This window comes from Pedobacter sp. JCM 36344, assembly GCF_046546555.1.
Lineage (GTDB): Bacteria > Bacteroidota > Bacteroidia > Sphingobacteriales > Sphingobacteriaceae > Pedobacter.
Window position 1 is genome coordinate 1 of record NZ_JBKHKK010000018.1, and the last position, 17,696, is coordinate 17,696.

Consider the following 17,696-nt stretch of genomic DNA (forward strand, 5'->3'; position numbering starts at 1 on the left):
ATGCATTCACTCCGCGAGCTCCGTTCTTTTTTCACCCGCCTCGGTCAGTTAACAAGAATACTTTCGTACCTCAAGTATACTTGAATGCCCAAGAGTCGATGAAAAGTTTAAAGGATATTAGGTATAAGTATCACTTGACTGTGTAAGAGCCAATTTGTATTTTTGTTTATACTTTGTAAAAAGGTGAGGATTATTGGAGAAATCACCACTGATGTACCCCCTCTGAACTTCCGTCTTCACTTTCCAAATTTTTTTGTTCCCCATTTGTTCCTTATTTGGCGTAACTAATTGAAAATCAGATGTAGTTACTTTCTGTATCGGGAAGTAACTTGTATTTCTTATGTTTTCATTTGATTTCATATGTATTGTGACAGGTTTTTTGGAACCCAGCATATTTAAAGTGTAAACATTTTTGTTTACATTTGTGTATGTTTCAAAAGCTATCTATATTAAAAGGGCTTCATCCCGGTTTCTTTATTGAGCATGAGCTAAAGAAAAGGAAACTATCTAAAAGGCAATTTGCAATTTCTTTGCATGAGTATCCACAAACCATTGGTGCAATAACTAAAGGCAATAGAGCTATGAATATAAATTTATCTTTAAGAATTGAAAAAGCATTAGGATTGGAAGAGGGTTTTTTAATGACACTTCAAGCTTTTTATGACATTAAAAAGGAAAAAGAAATCCAAAAAATCGTAACAACTCCAGATTTAAAGCTAATTCGTCCGCTATTGTTTTGGGATATCAAAATGGATAATATTGATTGGGACTTACATAAAGAATTTGTTATCGAACGGATTTTCCAAAGGGGAAACGAAGAAGAAAAAGAAGAAATAACAAGATTCTACGGGGAACAGATCGTAAAGGATATTGTCTCAAAACAACCAAACAGTAAGTACCTTAAACATAATTAAGCTAGAATATTTATGCTTTATTGGAATACTGTAACTGACACCTTGAGAGATGCATTATTGTTGTTAATGAAATCTCCAGTCTTTGAACAATTTAGACTTGTTGGAGGAACTTCTCTAAGTTTACAACTAGGACATAGAATGTCGGTTGATATAGACTTGTTTACAGATGCCCCTTACAGGTCAATCGATTTTAATCAAATAGACAGATTTTTAAAAGATAGTTTTCCTTATGTTGATGGCTCATTCGGAATGCTTGTTGCAAATGGAAGATCCTATTCGGTAGGAAAAAGTAAGGTGGACAATGTTAAACTTGATATTAACTACACAGACCCTTATATTCAAAAACCTTTTGTTTTAGAAGGATTAAGACTGGCTACAGTTGATGAAATTATAGCAATGAAAATGGAAATTTTTCAAGATGCAGGAAGAAAAAAGGATTTTTGGGATATTCATGAAGTTTTAGATCAGTACCCTATCTCTAAAATGATAGCACTACATGAAGAAAGGTATTCTTATGGTCATGATGGAGAACTAATAGTGAAACAGTTAGAAAACTTTACAAAAGCGGATAACGAAATTGACCCAATTTGCTTGCAAGGCAAACATTGGGAGTTAATTAAATTAGATTTCGTAGAACTTCTAGAGGCGTACAATAATTAGCAAAAATAATTAATGTGGGAGTGTAAGCTGAACTGTGTCAACATCACTTCTTCCTAGGTGGAGGCTGAAGAAGCCTCCACCTAGGAAGAAGTCGCCGAAGGCTTTTAATCGATCACCAAATTTAATGTAAAGTTGGGACATAGTTATTGTGCATTGCTCCTATAGAGGGCACGTTTCTACTCCGGTAGCTTAAAAAAAAATGTCTGTTCAGCATAGATGTATACATTCTTTTTAAGAATATTTTGTCTTCAAAAAGGGAGGATTAATTTTTTGTGATGGAATGTCACTTGAAATGAGAGACGTTTGTTGTCAATGTGTTTTTATCAATGGCTTGTTTAGCGTTGATACCAATTCTCAATCTGAATGTCTTCTATACGTTCAAAATCCTTAACATTATCAGTAACTAATACTAAATTATTCTCAACAGATTTTACTCCAATCAATAAGGCAAATTCATCATTAATTGGTTTCCCCATTTTACGAAGACGAACCTTTTCTTTAGCATAACGCTTTATAGAGCCAATTATCGGTATTATAAATAACCCCTTGACAAAATCATCTACAGCCTTATGAGCTTTTTCTGGATTATCACTATTCTCAGCACCAAATCTCAATTCGACAACAGTGATTCAGAAATAAAGAAGTTTTTTCTTCCCTTCTCACGTATGATAGAAGCAAGGTCAAGCTTACCTCTTAAGTAGAATACGCAGGTACTAGTGTCTAAAATGTATTGCATTAGAATTTAAGGTCTTTATCTCTGAAAGTTCTGGATGCTTTGATTTCTTCATTAATAGCTTCAGCAGATTTGCCTTCAGGAAATGCACCAAAAGACTTAAAAAATGTTTTTTCCTTAGTGTTCTTTTCTTTCTTTAGTGATCTTGAGAGACGTTCTATTAGTTCCAGTTTGGTAAATGAATCCAAACCCTCAAATAAGGAAGAATATGCATCTATAATATTTTTTGTCGCAACTGTCATAACTCTTAGTTTAACAAGCATGTTAACAGAAAACTGCTTTACACAAAAATAACAATAAAAATCCATAACCTTAAAATTCGATTGGGAAGATTGGAGGAAATAGAAGGGAAGTGTAATATTATAACTGTCAACTGCATTACTACTTTAACTATCAGCACAGTACAAGAATACCACTATTATTGTACTATCACCTTTTTCTGCATGAAATTTTCCTAAATTTTTAAACGTTTGATCTTATTTTTGTATTTTTGAGATAATTAGAGTGATCGTTATGAAGAATTCAAGTCAGCTAGAACAATATATAAGGCGTGGAGAGGTTTACCGTAGGGAAGATCTTGCCTCTTATTCTCGAGCAATAGATCGTGAATTGGCACAACTAGTTCAAGACGAAGTATTGGTTAAGCTTCGCAATGGACTTTATCACTATCCTAGATTGTCTGTATTCGGGAAATTGCCCCCCGATGAAAAAAAATTGGTTAGCAAATTTTTAAAGGACGATAATTTTCTGCTCACTTCCCCAAATCTATATAATAGTTTAGGTGTGGGCACCACACAATTGTACAATAAATCAATTGTATATAATCACAAACGCAAGGGTGAGATAAAATTGGGGAACCGCATATTCAATTTTGTAGATAAACCCTCATTCCCTAGAAAAGCAACGATCGAATTTTTGCTTGTTGACCTTCTAAACAATATATCAAACATAGCTGAAGACTCCACTAAGGTATTAAACAGAGTGAAAGAAAGAGTTTCCAGTATGGACAAAGTAAAGCTAAAAAAATCTGTTCAAGCATATGGAAATCCAAAAACCAAGTCATTCATGATGGCAATTTTATAATGGATAGATTATGGCTCCAAATTATTTACACGGAGAAGAAAAGTAATCTTTCCCTGGTTGCAGCAGCTTAATGAACACCTGGCTAAACAAATGAATGAAGGAGAAAATGTATTTATTGTAGATTCTATTCCTGTTCCAATCTGTAAAATCGTTCGGGAAAAATCCTCAAGAATATGCAGAGAAAACTTTGATACAGCTCCTGATAAAGGGTATTCCGCAGTGAACAAGGCTTGGTATTTTGGATATAAACTTCATTTGTTTACTTATGTAAAAGGGGTTTTCTACTCCATGGACATCAGTAAAGCAAGCGTACATGACATCATTATCTGAATGACATAAAGCACTCTGGATTAAATAATTGCACACTGATTGGTGACAGGGCTGTGCGAGTGTAAGCTTCCCCAAAAGCTGACCATTCAAAAGTTGAATTTAAAGATAAATGGTATTTGTTTTATCACAATTCAGATTTGTGTTACAGCAGAAATCCTAATGAAAAACCAGCAAGTAAAACCTACTAAAATAGATTTACCTACAACAAATGAATTTACATAAGAAACTAGCCAAATAATGAACAAATTACTATTCAAAGCATCGATATTAGGCACCTATGCGATAATCTTATTACTGTTGTCACCTTTTTCGGTTATATCACAGCAAAAATCTTTATCAAAAGATCCCTTAGAGTCTAATTTTTTAAATCCACCTACCCATGCAAAACCTTATGTATGGTGGCATTGGATGGGTTCCAATTATTCTAAGTCTGGGATTACTAAAGATTTGGAAGCTATGAAAGCAATGGGAATTGGTGGTGCTACAATTTTTAATTTAAGTTCTTCTGTACAAGAGTCGCATGTGCCTATCCTAAACAACCCATGGCCGGAGCAAACCTATCGCAGCCCGGCATATTGGGATGCAATGAAACATGCCGCGGCAGAGGCAAAGCGCCTAGGGCTTGAAATAGGATTACATAATACCGTAGGTTATTCTACTACTGGTGGTCCCTGGGTTACAGAAGAGCGTAGTATGAAAAAGCTAGTATGGCGAAAAGTAATTGTAAATTCTAATAATATCCAAGAGTTAACTATCGAAAAGCCTGATCCAGTTGTAGATCAAGGCTGGGGTCGTCGTGACTTGCCGCCAGTTCCTTCTACTTGGTATAAAGACATTGCTTATCTGGCTATTGCAACAGCTGATACCGCAAAGTTTGAACAAGTAAAGAATTTAACCACTTATTTCGATTCTACCGGAAAATTAATTAAGCCCTTACCGCAAGGTGATTGGATTATTTACAGAATGGGGTATGCCTCTACCATGTCAACGCCACATCCTGTTCCAGATGAGTTAATAACAAAATGTCTGGAGGCAGACAAAATGAGTGCTGAACAATCTAATTTTCATTGGAATACTGTATTAGATCCTGTAAAAAAACACTTAGCACCTTATCTGGGTAATAGTTTTAAACACATGCTGATAGACAGTTACGAAGCTGGAAATCAAAATTGGACCGATAATTTTCAGGAGGAATTTATAAAATATAAAGGGTATGATCCGCTTCCTTGGTTATTAACATTTTCTCAAACCATTACAAATTCTAAAACGGAACCTAAAGTTAGAAACTCCACAGAACAAACCGCTCGTTTCGAATGGGATTATAAAGATGTTATCAATAAATTATACTTTGAAAATGGTTGGCGTATAGGAAAAAAATTGCTTAGCGATGCAAAGCTGCAATTGCAGTTTGAAGCCTACGGTGGACCGTTTGATACCCAAGAAGGTTCGGCATTGGCGGATATACCAATGGCTGAATTCTGGACAGGTAGTAACGCAAACATCGACAGCAATATTGTTTCGGCAGCAAGGGCGGCTGGTAGAACCGTTGTTGGCGCAGAAGCATTTACAGGTAGTCCTAATCTTAGCCAATACACAGAAGACCCTGCCTTCTTAAAGCCAACTGCTGTAGGCGCATATAGCGCAGGTATTAACAGGCTCATTTTGCACCATTGGGTTCACCAGCCTTTTGATGATAAATATCAGCCAGGTATGAGTATGGGTTGGTGGGGTACCCATTTTAGCCGTTACCAAACTTGGGCCGAACCTGGTAAAGCTTTTTTTTCCTGGTTAGGTCGTACGCAGGCAATGTTGCAATATGGTGAGCAAACAGCCGACTATTTGTGCTTGGAAAATGCGCAAAATCAAGCCTCTGATGTAATTTCAAAAAATGATTTCTTAAGTAGCACTATAAAAGTAATTGACGGTAAAATCTTATTACCTTCTGGTAGGCAATATCCTTTTTTAGTACTTCCAAAAAGTAACAAAATGTTACCAGAAGTATTGGTAAAATTAAAACAACTAGTTACTGATGGTGCCATTATAGTGGGTTCAAAACCTTCACAATCCTATAGCCTTCAAAACTTTCCAGCTTGTGATCAATCGGTGGCCAAAATGGCTAATGATATGTGGGGTAGTAGTTCGCAAAATCAATATGGTAAAGGTTTTCTATTCACCAATATCAAAGACGCATTTGCAAAAGTGACATTTACTTCAACTTATATCGTAGAGAGAGCAGACTCCGTACAAGCTGTAAAAGTGATTCATCGGACAGGGGAGAATGGTGACGTTTTTTTTGTAGGAAACGTGGGCAAAAATGCGCAAAATATCCTTGTGTCTTTTAAGATAATGGGCATGCAACCTGAATTATGGCAACCAGAAAATGGTATTATGATGAAGGCTCCAATATGGAAAGAAGAAAATGGACGCACAGTTGTACAATTATCCTTAAAGGATTATCAGGCCATCTTTATTGTATTCAGAAAATCAGTTGCAAAACAAGATCATACTACTAGCATCACATGGCAAAATAACACCATAGTCAATTACGGAATTACTAAAAAAAATGTGCCATTTGCTAGTTCCGCTATTGCTGCAAATGCTGTTGTGCAATATGTTTCAGGTAAAACTAAAAATATTAAAGTTAAGCCCATGAAAACAATACCTGTAACAGGCGATTGGATGGTGAACTTTCAACCAAAATTGGACAGTGGTTTTATTGCCAAGTTTAAAGCACTTAAAGACTTTAATCTTCACCCAGAAAACCGAATCAAATATTTTGCCGGTACAGCCGTTTATAAAAATAAATTAAGTATTCCTGCTGCCTCAATCACTACTAAAAAGCAATTAATTCTTGATCTCGGAACATTGAATGACATTGTATCTGTGAAAGTAAATGGAAAAGACCTTGGTGTTATTTGGTACCCGCCTTATGTGATCGATATATCAAGTGCCGCTAAAGCGGGAATAAATACATTAGAAATTGCGGTTACCAATAATTGGGCAAATAGGTTAATTGGAGATGAACAAGAGCCTGCCGATTTTGAACGGGGAATAGACCGCGGAGAAAGAGGCCTAGCAATGAAAAGTTACCCTGAATGGTTTATAAAAAATCAACCACGGCCAGCACAGGGGCGTAAAACTTTTTCTATATGGTATTATTATCGTCCCAACAGTAAATTAAGACAAGCAGGGTTAACAGGCCCGGTTCAATTAAACATACAAGACGCTGTTACTTTTTAAGAAACGATTGAATGGAAAGAATTCTAATTTATAGCTTTTCGCTCCTGTTATTACAAGTAGTTGCCTTTGCGCAACAACCCAAAAGTAGTTCAGTTTACAAATAGAGCCTCTGCTCTTTTAAAGGGCATTAGTACAACTATTGAAAATGCTTTTGTGCATTTACCCTCAGGGGCAAGGCCGTTGGTATATTGGTTTTGGATGGGTTCGAATTTTTCTTAGCAGTGGCCAAACCAAAACAGTAACGCTGGATTATTTTTTCAATCATGAGTATAAAAAAGCTGCTAATGGTGCTATGTAATGTTTTCATTCTACCTGGGAAGATACAGCACAAGGAAATCTCACTAGTAGCCGAATAATTTAACTTTACTAAGATGTGGAATTAACTCCTGTGTGCGTAAATCCAAAAAAACTTTGCCCGTGTAACCATTATAATACGTTTATGCGTATTATAATTCCTATATGAAATATTTTAAATGAACTTTAATCAAATTTTTATTTGAATACGAATTAAAATTCTTATTTGTTTGTACCGTAACCGTATTTTCAATAACTTACCACAAATGACTCATAATGTAATTCTTGTCGTTACTGCACTAACCGCGCACTAACAGGGGGTAAAGAGCACATTCGTTGGGAAAAGGCATGGTTTTGCCCAACGAGTATGCTCTGAGTTACCTAGTTGTTTCCTAGTTGTTCAGACCACAGCCTGCTCGTTAAAGTAAATTTGGAATGAGGACCGATGGTAGTCGTTTCTTATAATGAAAGTAAATAAATTCAATTAAAATAATAATTACAAAATTAATGTATCATTATTAAGAAATTATTTGTTTCTTACGTTAATTATTCGTACCTTGTAATATAAGATACTAATGTTCCTGAATGGGGGCTTGTTAATCAGATTATCAACACCATTCGCATTAACTAGAAGCTGATTACTATCGCCGTTAACAACAGCATAACAAAGTTCGCGATCGCGATGCAACTAAAAACAATAAACTAACAGATCAAATTAAATGATCTGGAAAATGATCAGCCTCAGGCTGACATGTACAACGTTCCTCTCTTCTTAGTCACAATTCACCATTCACTTTAGGATTATTGCTAGCACTTATCCTTATTTCCAATTGCACCATGATTGATCAAATGGGAATCTTGGTTGTTCGCTGTGAAGCGTTCAGCATCGCTCTTTGACGTATTAATAAATATTGCCCTTAGGTTTTTCTCCTAAGTTGATTGTATAGAACTATGGTGCTGCTTAGAAAACATACGATTTATCGTTAAATTCACATATCGGTCTGACTGAACGCTTAAATTCTTATGTGCGCAGTTGGCATTTTAAGTGTACACTTAAGGATTTATGTGCACATTTACCAGTTTAAGTGTTCCGTTAACCCATTTTAGGTGTAAAATCTGCTTTTTTTTAATATCAGTATTGTAGGTTCGTTTAAGCAATCAACCAATGCCGCTTCTAATTATGCTACTAAATACTTCTACATTTCCCTATTTCAGGGCTACAAAGAACTGCGTTACTAGTTTATTACTAGTGCCCTCAGCTATGTCTCGGCTTCGGGTCTGCTTCGGGTCTGCTTCGGGTCTGCTAGCACTCGGCCCGAAGGAAACACCCATAAAACACATATCGGAGCGGTATTTGAAAAACTTCAGTACAAACCACATATCAACCAGAACGTTTCATCAAAGTAGCGCTTTGTCTACCTGCTCTGTTTATGATGACCTGGGTAATCTGAGGTATGTAGTGCCTCCTGGTTCAGTGGGACAAGCTCTACTGAAGAAACTGACGCCAGCTTCAGTAGTTTGATCTATGCTTACCGGGATGATGGCCGGCGGAGGCTGGTGAGGAGTCAGGATTCTATGCAGCAGAGTGTAAAAAAAAGTTAATGAAAAACTTGTGGTATGGGCAGATATAATATTTGTAAGCTTCCCGTAAAACGGCCGTTTTACATACATTGCATTGTGAAACATGATATTACAATTAAATCGATAGCCGCGTTTGTTCTGTTAACCAGCTTTTTTGCTTGTTTAGGCCTCAATGCTCATGCAAATGCGTTTGTGCCAGATACTGGCAGGATAAACAAATCTTTAGATACCTTGAAGATCGTCTATCTTGGCTCATCAGTACCCTCTGGCACTGGAGCTAGCAAGAATTTTGGTTATACCTCCATGTACAGCAAGCTGCTTAAAAAGCGTGACGCCAATGGAATAGGCAAAGCCTGGTCAACGGTAAATAAGTCGATAGGTGGCGATAATACCGAAAGGATAATGGCGCGGTGGCAGCGGGACTTGGTGCCGCAAAAAGCTAAATATGTGGTCATCGCTTTATCATTGGGTAATGAGGGTATTCATGAATTCGGTAAACCAAAGTTCGAGCAGTTCAAAACGAATATGACAAAGATGATCTCCATAGCACGCGATAGTGGATATGTACCCGTAATTGCCAATTGTTATACCCGGAATGATTTTAACGAAGCGGACTATAACTACGTCAAGCAGCTGAACCTCTGGATAAATGCTTTAAATGTGCCGTCAATAAATTTGCTGGGAGCGGTGGATGATGGAACTGGCAAATGGGCAACTAATTACTGGTCCGACGGCGCTCACCCCAATGATGCAGGTCATGCCGAAATGAGTTACGCGATAGTTCCATCTTTATTTGATGCTTTAGCGAATGGCAAATCTCAACCAAAATTCATAGATGCATCCTATTTAAATTGGGATAAGAAGCAACATAAACTCCTTCATTTTAAGCCGGATAATGCTTTGCATGCCTTCACTACAGCTATAACTATAAAAACCGAGGTTAAAGGTCAGGTATTGAAATTGACTGAAAGCACCAGTAATACAATTAATATAAGCATAAATAGCAAAGGTTTGCTGGAATACAAATCCGCAAAAGCGCAGACCATAAAAGGAATCACTAAAATAGATGATGGTAAATGGCATAAAATAATATTAACCCATTATTATGCCCGCGGAGAGACTATTCTTTACTGTGACAGCATACAACAAGTCAACGCTTCTGAAAAGCTTTCGATCCAAGATCTTTACCTTGGCGACACTAAAGGTAAAGGTGTTGTGGCTAAGGATTGGTTGTTTTACCGATCAGGCATGAATTTAAGCGAGGTAAAGGCCCTGAGCGACAATACATTTCTAAAATCAAGCCTGGAATTGTATGCTCCGCTTGATGGGCTACATAGATTGCTAAAAAACGATTTGACTAATTTAGCGCAGAGTACAAACGCAATTGAGTGGGCGAAGTAATTAATTTAAAAGCGTAACTTTTCAAATATTTATATACCTTAGTAAAAACTTTAGGGGTGCCTTGTGCTGAGAAATACCCTTTGAACCTGATGCAGTTAGTACTGCCGAAGGGAAAAGTAGAACGACACTCCACGTCGTTTTTCCTTCCTTAATACGGGTGCATTCCTATAGTTAGCAATTCTGGCAAAATGGAAATCACCGTAAATCAAGAAACCTATTTAGTAGAAGATATTTGCTCTCTGCAGCAAGTACTTACCCATGTCCTTCAGCTACCGTCTACCGGGATCGCTGTGGCTATCAATCAAGAAATTATAGCTAAGGAAACCTGGGATGCACAATTTCTTAGATCCGGAGACCATCTTACCATTATCAAAGCAACCCAAGGCGGCTAAAACGTAAGATTATGAAAAAAGAAAAAACTCCAACGGATCAGGCAATCAGCAGGTCGCCTTTCCCCGCATCACGAAAGGTGTATGTTAAAGGTCAATTGCATGATATTGAAGTTGCCATGAGAGAAGTAATCCTCAGTGAAACCAAATTGCATGGCAGGTTTGGCGAAACAGAACCTAATTCGCCCGTAACGATCTACGATACCAGCGGTCCGTACACAGATCCCGACATAGAAATTGATGTCAAAAAAGGAATTTACAGGTTACGTGAGCAATGGATTTTAGATCGCGGAGATGTGGATCAGCTAGATGCTATTTCCTCGGATTATGGGAACATTAGGGCTAATGATCATGACTTAGATGCCTTAAGATTTGCGCATATCAGTAAGCCTTACAGAGCTAAACCCGGTATGAATGTGTCTCAAATGCACTATGCCAGAAAGGGAATCATCACTCCGGAGATGGAATATATTGCCATTCGCGAAAATCAGCGGATTGATTTATTACAGGAACAATTGCAGGATCAGTTTGAGGTTATGACGCATCAACATGCAGGACAAAACTTTGGTGCAAATACGCCTAAAGGATACATCACTCCAGAATTTGTCCGCGCTGAAGTTGCCGCCGGAAGAGCCGTTATCCCATGTAACATCAATCATCCTGAACTAGAACCTATGATTATCGGTAGGAATTTCCTGGTGAAGATTAACGCCAATATTGGTAATTCAGCAGTTACCTCAAGCATTGAAGAAGAGGTTGAGAAGGCAGTTTGGGCTTGTAGATGGGGTGGAGACACGATTATGGATTTGTCGACCGGTAAGAACATCCATGAAACAAGGGAGTGGATTATCCGTAATTCCCCTGTTCCCATAGGAACTGTGCCGATATATCAGGCTTTAGAAAAAGTGAATGGAAAGGCAGAAGACCTGACCTGGGAGCTTTTCAGAGATACGTTGATAGAGCAAGCAGAACAAGGGGTTGATTATTTCACCATTCATGCGGGGGTACTTTTAAGGTACGTTCCGCTTACCGCTAAACGCATCACCGGCATCGTATCTCGCGGGGGTTCTATCATGGCCAAATGGTGTCTTGCGCATCACAAAGAGAACTTTCTCTATACTCATTTTGAAGAAATATGTGAGATCATGAAGGCTTATGACGTTGCCTTTTCTTTAGGAGATGGATTGAGACCAGGTTGTATTGCCGATGCAAATGATGCTGCCCAATTCGGAGAGCTCGAAACGCTTGGCGAATTGACAAAAATTGCTTGGAAGCATGATATTCAGACCATTATCGAAGGTCCGGGCCATATTCCAATGCACATGATCAAAGAGAATATGGACAAACAACTTGCTCACTGTGGAGAGGCACCATTCTATACTTTAGGTCCGCTGACTACAGATATCGCCCCGGGATATGACCACATCACTTCGGCAATTGGAGCGGCGATGATTGGTTGGTTTGGAACTGCTATGTTGTGTTACGTGACCCCAAAAGAGCATCTCGGTTTACCAAATAAGAAGGATGTGAAAGACGGTGTGATCACCTACAAGATTGCTGCCCATGCTGCTGATCTGGCGAAAGGGCATCCTGGTGCACAGTACCGCGACAATGCGTTGAGCAAAGCAAGGTTTGAATTTAGATGGGAAGACCAGTTTAATCTGTCTCTTGATCCGGATACGGCAAGAGAGTTTCACGATGAAACACTTCCAGCGGATGGCGCTAAGATTGCTCATTTCTGTTCCATGTGCGGTCCCAATTTCTGCTCTATGAAGATCACACAGGATGTACGGGAATACGCTAAAGAACATGGAGTGGCTGATGATGATGCACTTGCTAAGGGAATGCAGGAGAAGTCGAAAGAGTTTTTGCAAAAGGGAAGCGAAATCTATTTCTAATGAAACTGATCGTTCTTTCAAGTCCAGTTGCTTTGGTTGATGAACACCATACCATCAATGCCTTGTTCGAATTGAGTTTGCAATATTTTCATCTGAGGAAACCTAATGCGAGCCGCGAAAGTGTGGTCAAGCTGTTGAAGCAGATTGATCCTCGATATTACTCACGTATTGCCTTACACCAGTTTCATGAGGTGGCAGCGGATTTCGGGATAAAACGACTACACTTTAAGGCAGATTTAAGGAACGTTTTCAAGCTTGGTTTGGAAAGATATGCAGAGGAACAGTATTTATGCAGTACTTCAGCTCATTCCATAGCTGAATTATACACATTTGAGGACTTTGATTACGCTTTTTTTAGTCCGGTGTTTAGCAGTCTTTCCAAACCGGGTTATTTAGGTATTGTCCCTCCTGATTTTGCATTGGATGTGCGTATAGCAACGGAGGTAATCGCTTTGGGAGGGATTACTTCAGAAAATATCCTGCAAATTAAAAATATGGGTTTCAAAGGGGCAGCGGTTCTTGGTACCATTTGGAGCGATCCTGCAAATGCTTTAAAAAAGTTCAATGATTTGATAAAAGTAATAGCTAATGAAAACTATAGATAGACTACATTATGTATCTCAACATAGCAGTGAAATTTCGCAAATAGCTGCCATTCAGCTGGCGTTGGATGCAGGTTGCAAATGGATCCAGCTGCGGGCTAAAAATCAAGGGTATGAGGAAATTCTTGACTGTGCGCACGCAGCGAAAGAACTTTGTCTGATTTACGGGGCAAGATTAATCATAAATGATCATCCAGAAATAGCTGCAAAAGTGGCCGCTTATGGCCTACACTTGGGTTTGGAGGATATGCCTATCCCTTTAGCGAGAACGATTGTTGGTCCAGATGTAATTATAGGAGGGACTGCAAATACTTTTACTCACATACAAGCAAGAGTTGCTGAAGGTGCCGACTATATCGGTTTGGGCCCTTTTCGCTTCACCACAACAAAAGAGAAATTGAGCCCTATTTTAGGAATAGAAGGCTACAGGCAGATTTTAAAACAAATGCGGTTATCTGGTTTGGATATCCCGGTGATCGCCATCGGTGGAATACTTCCTGAAGATGTAAAAGGCATAATGGAAACAGGTGTCCACGGTGTGGCCATGTCGGGAGCCATAACTTTTGCTAAAGAACGTCAAAGAATTGTGCAATCCATCACCGAACAACAATCAGTATGTTAAAAATAGCAGACAAAATATTCCGATCACGCTTGTTTACGGGCACGGGAAAATTCAGTTCTTCTGAGCAGATGGAAGCGGCTTTGCTGGCTTCTGGATCAGAACTGGTAACGGTGGCGCTTAAGCGGGTAAATGTAAAAAATCACGAGCAGGACGACCTGCTCATTCGTTTGAAGCACCCGCACATCAATTTATTGCCCAATACTTCCGGGGTTAGAAATGCAAAGGAAGCTGTTTTCGCCGCACAATTGGCTCGTGAAGCATTAGAAACGAATTGGATTAAGCTGGAGATTCATCCGGACCCTAAATATCTGATGCCTGATCCAATCGAAACATTAAGGGCGACGGAAGAACTCGCGAAACTTGGGTTTGTTGTGTTGCCTTACATACATGCCGACCCGGTGTTATGTAAACGGCTAGAAGACGCAGGAACGGCAGCTGTGATGCCTTTGGGATCTCCAATTGGCAGCAACAAAGGGTTGAAAACGATAGATTTCCTGGAAATTATCATCAGTCAAAGCAATGTTCCCGTTATTATCGATGCGGGAATCGGTTCGCCATCTGATGCTGCTCAAGCTATGGAAATCGGCGCAGATGCCGTGTTAGTCAACACCGCGATCGCAGTTTCCGGAAACCCGGTAGCAATGGCAGAAGCTTTCAAATTGGCAGTCCAGGCTGGAAGAATGGCTTATGAAGCAAGGTTAGCTATTCCTAGAATTCAGGCTGTGGCCAGTAGCCCTTTAACCAACTTTTTAGATGAGTAATTTCAACAGTATTTTCAAAAATTTTGATTGGGAAGAGACCAAGAAAAGCATTTACACGAAGACCTCCGCAGATGTGGAGATGGCGCTTAATACTCAAAATCGAACACTGGAAGACTTCAAGGCACTGATTTCTCCGGCTGCCTCTGGCTACCTGGAGCAAATGGCGAGTATTAGTCAGCGCTTAACCACTAAACGCTTTGGCAATGTGGTTCAGATGTATGTGCCCTTGTACCTCTCCAATGAATGCAATAATATCTGTACCTATTGTGGCTTCAGCTACGATAATAAGGTGAGGCGTAAAACACTTTCTTCCGTAGAGATCATGCAGGAAGTGGCTGCTATCAAACAAATGGGGTATGAACACGTTTTGCTGGTGACAGGTGAAGCCAACCAAACCGTCCATGTTGATTACTTTAAGAAGGTGCTGGAGTTGATCAGACCACATTTTGCGCAGATATCGATGGAGGTGCAGCCGCTCGATGTGGAAGATTATCAGCAGCTGATACCTTATGGATTAAATACGGTGTTGGTTTATCAGGAGACCTACCATCAGGAAGATTACAAAAAACACCATCCGAAAGGGAAGAAGTCAAATTTTGAATACCGATTGGAAACGCCTGATCGCTTGGGTGAGGCGGGGATTCATAAAATGGGACTGGGAGTATTGATAGGTCTGGAAGATTGGCGTACCGACTCGTTTTTTACCGCTTTACATTTAAGTTACCTGGAGAAAAAATACTGGCAAAGTAAGTACAGCCTTTCTTTTCCTCGATTGAGGCCCTTTAGTGGCGGACTGGAGCCCAAAGTAGTAATGAGCGATCGGGAATTGGTGCAGTTGATTTGTGCGTATCGTCTTTTCAATGAAGAAGTTGAGCTATCGATTTCTACCCGTGAGTCTCCCTTATTCAGAGACAACATCATCAAGTTGGGCATCACGGCGATTAGTGCAGGCTCTAAAACTAATCCTGGTGGGTACGTTGTGGAACCGGAATCGCTGGAGCAGTTTGAGATTAGTGATGAGCGTAGTCCGGCTGAGATTGCCAGAATCATCAGCTCAAATGGCTATGAACCGATCTGGAAAGATTGGGATAACAGTTTAACTTCTTAGCTATGTTGGATAAAGAAGAAAATAAACGGTACAGCCGGCAAACGATATTGCCTGAGATCGGTATTGGGGGACAGTTAAAACTGAAAGCTGCAAAGGTATTGGTCGTAGGTGCCGGAGGTTTGGGTTGTCCGATTCTTCAATATCTAGCTGCTGCTGGAGTTGGAGAACTAGGGATCATTGATGATGATGAAGTTGATTTAACCAATCTGCACAGGCAGATCTTGTATTCTGCTGAAGATATTGGAAAGTTAAAAGCAGAGGTTGCTAAGTCGAAACTTTTATGTTTAAATCCCCACGTAAAGATTAATGTATTTGTAGAGCGTTTAACAGCTGATAATGCCATGCGTATTTTTGGGGATCATCAGCTGATCATTGATGGTTCTGATAATTTTGAAACTCGCTATTTGGTCAATGATACCTGCGTGGAGATGAATAAAACCCTGGTATTTGGTTCGATATTTAAGTTTGAAGGCTATGTCTCTGTGTTCAACTATCTCGGTGGTCCGAACTATCGGGACCTTTTTCCTGAACCTCCGGCTGCAGGTAGTGTTCCAAATTGTGCGGAGATCGGCGTAATAGGTGTTTTACCAGGGATTGTAGGACTGTATATGGCTAATGAAGCGATCAAGATAATTTGTGAGTTAGGGGAAACGTTATCCGGTACATTGATGACGATCAATGCCCTTCAGAACACCACTCATTACTTTAAAATTCCTCGGCGAAAAGATCCTGTGGAGGTTCCTGTAGAACTGCAGTTTCCAGCGATACCTGAAATCAACCGGCAAACGCTGGACAATTGGATGAGGGATGATGAAATGGACTTGATGATTATTGATGTAAGGGAAACTTATGAGTACGAAGAAAACAGCATCGGTGGAAGAAACATTCCTTTGCATGAGTTAAAGGAGCAGGTACATACCTTTCCTTCTGATAAAAAAATCGTTTTCGTTTGTCAGACGGGACAGCGCAGCCGGATGGCAGTTCAACTTGTGAGTTCACATTACAGCGGAACAGTTTACAGTTTAAAAAATGGACTTGGTTGATCAAATGAATCGTTCAGTCTATTCGGTAGTGTTGAGTATTGCAGGTTCAGACAGCGGGGGAGGTGCAGGAATTCAAGGAGACTTGAAGACCATATCTGCTTTAGGGTGTTTTGCAACCACAGCGATCACTGCGGTAACCGTGCAAAATACAATGGGAGTGACCATGATTCACCCGATTCCCGCTAGTATTGTCAGCGCACAAGTCGAGGCAGTAATTGAAGATATGAAGCCTTTGGCAATCAAAATTGGAATGGTTTATAGTGCCGAACTCGCGCATTCACTTGTTTGTTTATTGAAAAGATACCCTATGATCCCAGTAGTGTGTGACCCGGTAATGGTGGCAACTAGTGGAGATAGATTGATGCGAGAGGATACGATTTCAGTGTTGAAGGAACAGCTTTTTCCGCTTGCTCAATTGGTTACTCCAAACCTGGATGAAGCAGGTATATTGGCAGACATGGATATCCGAAATGTTAAAGACATGAAGCTGGCTGCTGAAAAAATCCTTCTTTTTGGAAGCAATGCAGTGCTTATTAAAGGAGGTCATTTGAAGGGGGAGGATTTATTTGATGTTTATTTGAATAAAAATGGTGACCATAATGTATTTCATTCCAAGGCCATAAAAACCAATAATACCCATGGTACCGGCTGCAGTCTTTCTTCTGCAATTGCATCTTACCTGGCTTTAGGAGAGACTATGATTGATGCTATTTCTAAAGCAAGGATATATCTTCAACAAGCAATTGCTCATGGAAAGGACGTTAAGACTGGGGATGGCCATGGCCCTTTAAATCACTTTTTTGATCCAGAAAAGTTACGCATTAAGAAATGAAATTTAATTATACAGCTATGGAAGCTACAATGAAAAATTTGTAAGAACATACCCTAGATCCATTTTCTTAACTTTTGGAAACTGATGTGAGATTCATATCGTAATTAATAAAATTGAACGAGAGCAAAAAAGTCAGTTCAGTTGGAAGTTTGTTAAAATGGTTTTATTAAATTGTCTGAATTTACAATTTGAGCAATTACGAACG

16 protein-coding genes and 1 riboswitch are annotated in these 17,696 nt (G+C 39.4%); of the genes, 14 read left to right on the top strand and 2 right to left on the bottom strand.

Features of this window, described 5'->3' with window-relative positions; all coding sequences use genetic code 11:
• Window positions 1-428: 428 nt before the first annotated feature.
• Entirely contained in the window at window positions 429-914 is a 486-nt protein-coding gene (locus ACHFIZ_RS15625) for a transcriptional regulator (RefSeq protein ID WP_410887502.1), read from the top strand.
• Window positions 915-980: 66 nt separating this feature from the next.
• Window positions 981-1,574 (top strand): nucleotidyl transferase AbiEii/AbiGii toxin family protein, encoded by a 594-nt coding sequence (locus ACHFIZ_RS15630; RefSeq protein WP_410887504.1) that lies wholly within the window; start codon window positions 981-983, stop codon window positions 1,572-1,574.
• A 335-nt stretch (window positions 1,575-1,909) separates the two neighbouring features.
• On the opposite strand, the gene ACHFIZ_RS15635 is transcribed toward ACHFIZ_RS15630, so the two are convergent.
• A complete protein-coding gene (locus tag ACHFIZ_RS15635) occupies window positions 1,910-2,188 on the bottom strand; it encodes a hypothetical protein (RefSeq protein ID WP_410887506.1) in 279 nt (92 codons plus the stop codon).
• 121 nt (window positions 2,189-2,309) lie between these two features.
• Window positions 2,310-2,549, bottom strand: a complete 240-nt coding sequence (locus ACHFIZ_RS15640; RefSeq protein WP_410887508.1) for a hypothetical protein — start codon at window positions 2,547-2,549, stop codon at window positions 2,310-2,312.
• A 271-nt stretch (window positions 2,550-2,820) separates the two neighbouring features.
• Between ACHFIZ_RS15640 and ACHFIZ_RS15645 the strand changes: the two genes are divergently transcribed.
• The 12 genes from ACHFIZ_RS15645 to thiD all read left to right on the top strand — a co-directional run bounded on the left by ACHFIZ_RS15645 (window position 2,821) and on the right by thiD (window position 17,491).
• Window positions 2,821-3,390 (top strand): DUF6088 family protein, encoded by a 570-nt coding sequence (locus ACHFIZ_RS15645; protein ID WP_410887510.1) that lies wholly within the window; start codon window positions 2,821-2,823, stop codon window positions 3,388-3,390.
• A 90-nt stretch (window positions 3,391-3,480) separates the two neighbouring features.
• A complete protein-coding gene (locus ACHFIZ_RS15650; RefSeq protein WP_410887512.1) occupies window positions 3,481-3,720 on the top strand; it encodes a transposase in 240 nt (79 codons plus the stop codon).
• 237 nt (window positions 3,721-3,957) lie between these two features.
• Window positions 3,958-6,960, top strand: coding sequence for a glycosyl hydrolase (locus tag ACHFIZ_RS15655; RefSeq protein WP_410887514.1), 3,003 nt, complete (start codon window positions 3,958-3,960; stop codon window positions 6,958-6,960).
• A 1,911-nt stretch (window positions 6,961-8,871) separates the two neighbouring features.
• The gene (locus tag ACHFIZ_RS15660; RefSeq protein WP_410887516.1) at window positions 8,872-10,236 is read left to right on the top strand and encodes an SGNH/GDSL hydrolase family protein; all 1,365 of its coding nucleotides are present in this window, start codon (window positions 8,872-8,874) and stop codon (window positions 10,234-10,236) included.
• A 42-nt stretch (window positions 10,237-10,278) separates the two neighbouring features.
• A riboswitch (TPP riboswitch) is annotated at window positions 10,279-10,366 on the top strand.
• 58 nt (window positions 10,367-10,424) lie between these two features.
• A complete protein-coding gene (gene thiS / locus ACHFIZ_RS15665; RefSeq protein WP_410887518.1) occupies window positions 10,425-10,628 on the top strand; it encodes a sulfur carrier protein ThiS in 204 nt (67 codons plus the stop codon).
• Window positions 10,629-10,639: 11 nt separating this feature from the next.
• Window positions 10,640-12,523 carry a phosphomethylpyrimidine synthase ThiC gene (thiC, locus tag ACHFIZ_RS15670; RefSeq protein WP_410887520.1) on the top strand — a complete coding sequence of 628 codons (1,884 nt, stop codon included), beginning with the start codon at window positions 10,640-10,642 and terminating at the stop codon, window positions 12,521-12,523.
• Window positions 12,523-13,128 (top strand): thiamine phosphate synthase, encoded by a 606-nt coding sequence (locus tag ACHFIZ_RS15675; protein WP_410887522.1) that lies wholly within the window; start codon window positions 12,523-12,525, stop codon window positions 13,126-13,128. Before thiC ends, ACHFIZ_RS15675 begins: the two co-directional genes overlap by 1 nt.
• The gene (locus ACHFIZ_RS15680; RefSeq protein ID WP_410887524.1) at window positions 13,112-13,747 is read left to right on the top strand and encodes a thiamine phosphate synthase; all 636 of its coding nucleotides are present in this window, start codon (window positions 13,112-13,114) and stop codon (window positions 13,745-13,747) included. Before ACHFIZ_RS15675 ends, ACHFIZ_RS15680 begins: the two co-directional genes overlap by 17 nt.
• A complete protein-coding gene (locus tag ACHFIZ_RS15685; RefSeq protein WP_410887526.1) occupies window positions 13,741-14,508 on the top strand; it encodes a thiazole synthase in 768 nt (255 codons plus the stop codon). Before ACHFIZ_RS15680 ends, ACHFIZ_RS15685 begins: the two co-directional genes overlap by 7 nt.
• Complete coding sequence (gene thiH, locus ACHFIZ_RS15690) at window positions 14,501-15,616, top strand: 2-iminoacetate synthase ThiH (RefSeq protein ID WP_410887528.1); 1,116 nt, start codon at window positions 14,501-14,503, stop codon at window positions 15,614-15,616. Before ACHFIZ_RS15685 ends, thiH begins: the two co-directional genes overlap by 8 nt.
• Window positions 15,617-15,618: 2 nt before the next feature.
• The gene (moeB, locus tag ACHFIZ_RS15695; RefSeq protein WP_410887530.1) at window positions 15,619-16,659 is read left to right on the top strand and encodes a molybdopterin-synthase adenylyltransferase MoeB; all 1,041 of its coding nucleotides are present in this window, start codon (window positions 15,619-15,621) and stop codon (window positions 16,657-16,659) included.
• Between the two features lie 4 nt (window positions 16,660-16,663).
• On the top strand, window positions 16,664-17,491 hold the full coding sequence (gene thiD, locus ACHFIZ_RS15700) for a bifunctional hydroxymethylpyrimidine kinase/phosphomethylpyrimidine kinase (RefSeq protein WP_410887532.1): 828 nt from the start codon (window positions 16,664-16,666) through the stop codon (window positions 17,489-17,491).
• Window positions 17,492-17,696: the final 205 nt, after the last annotated feature.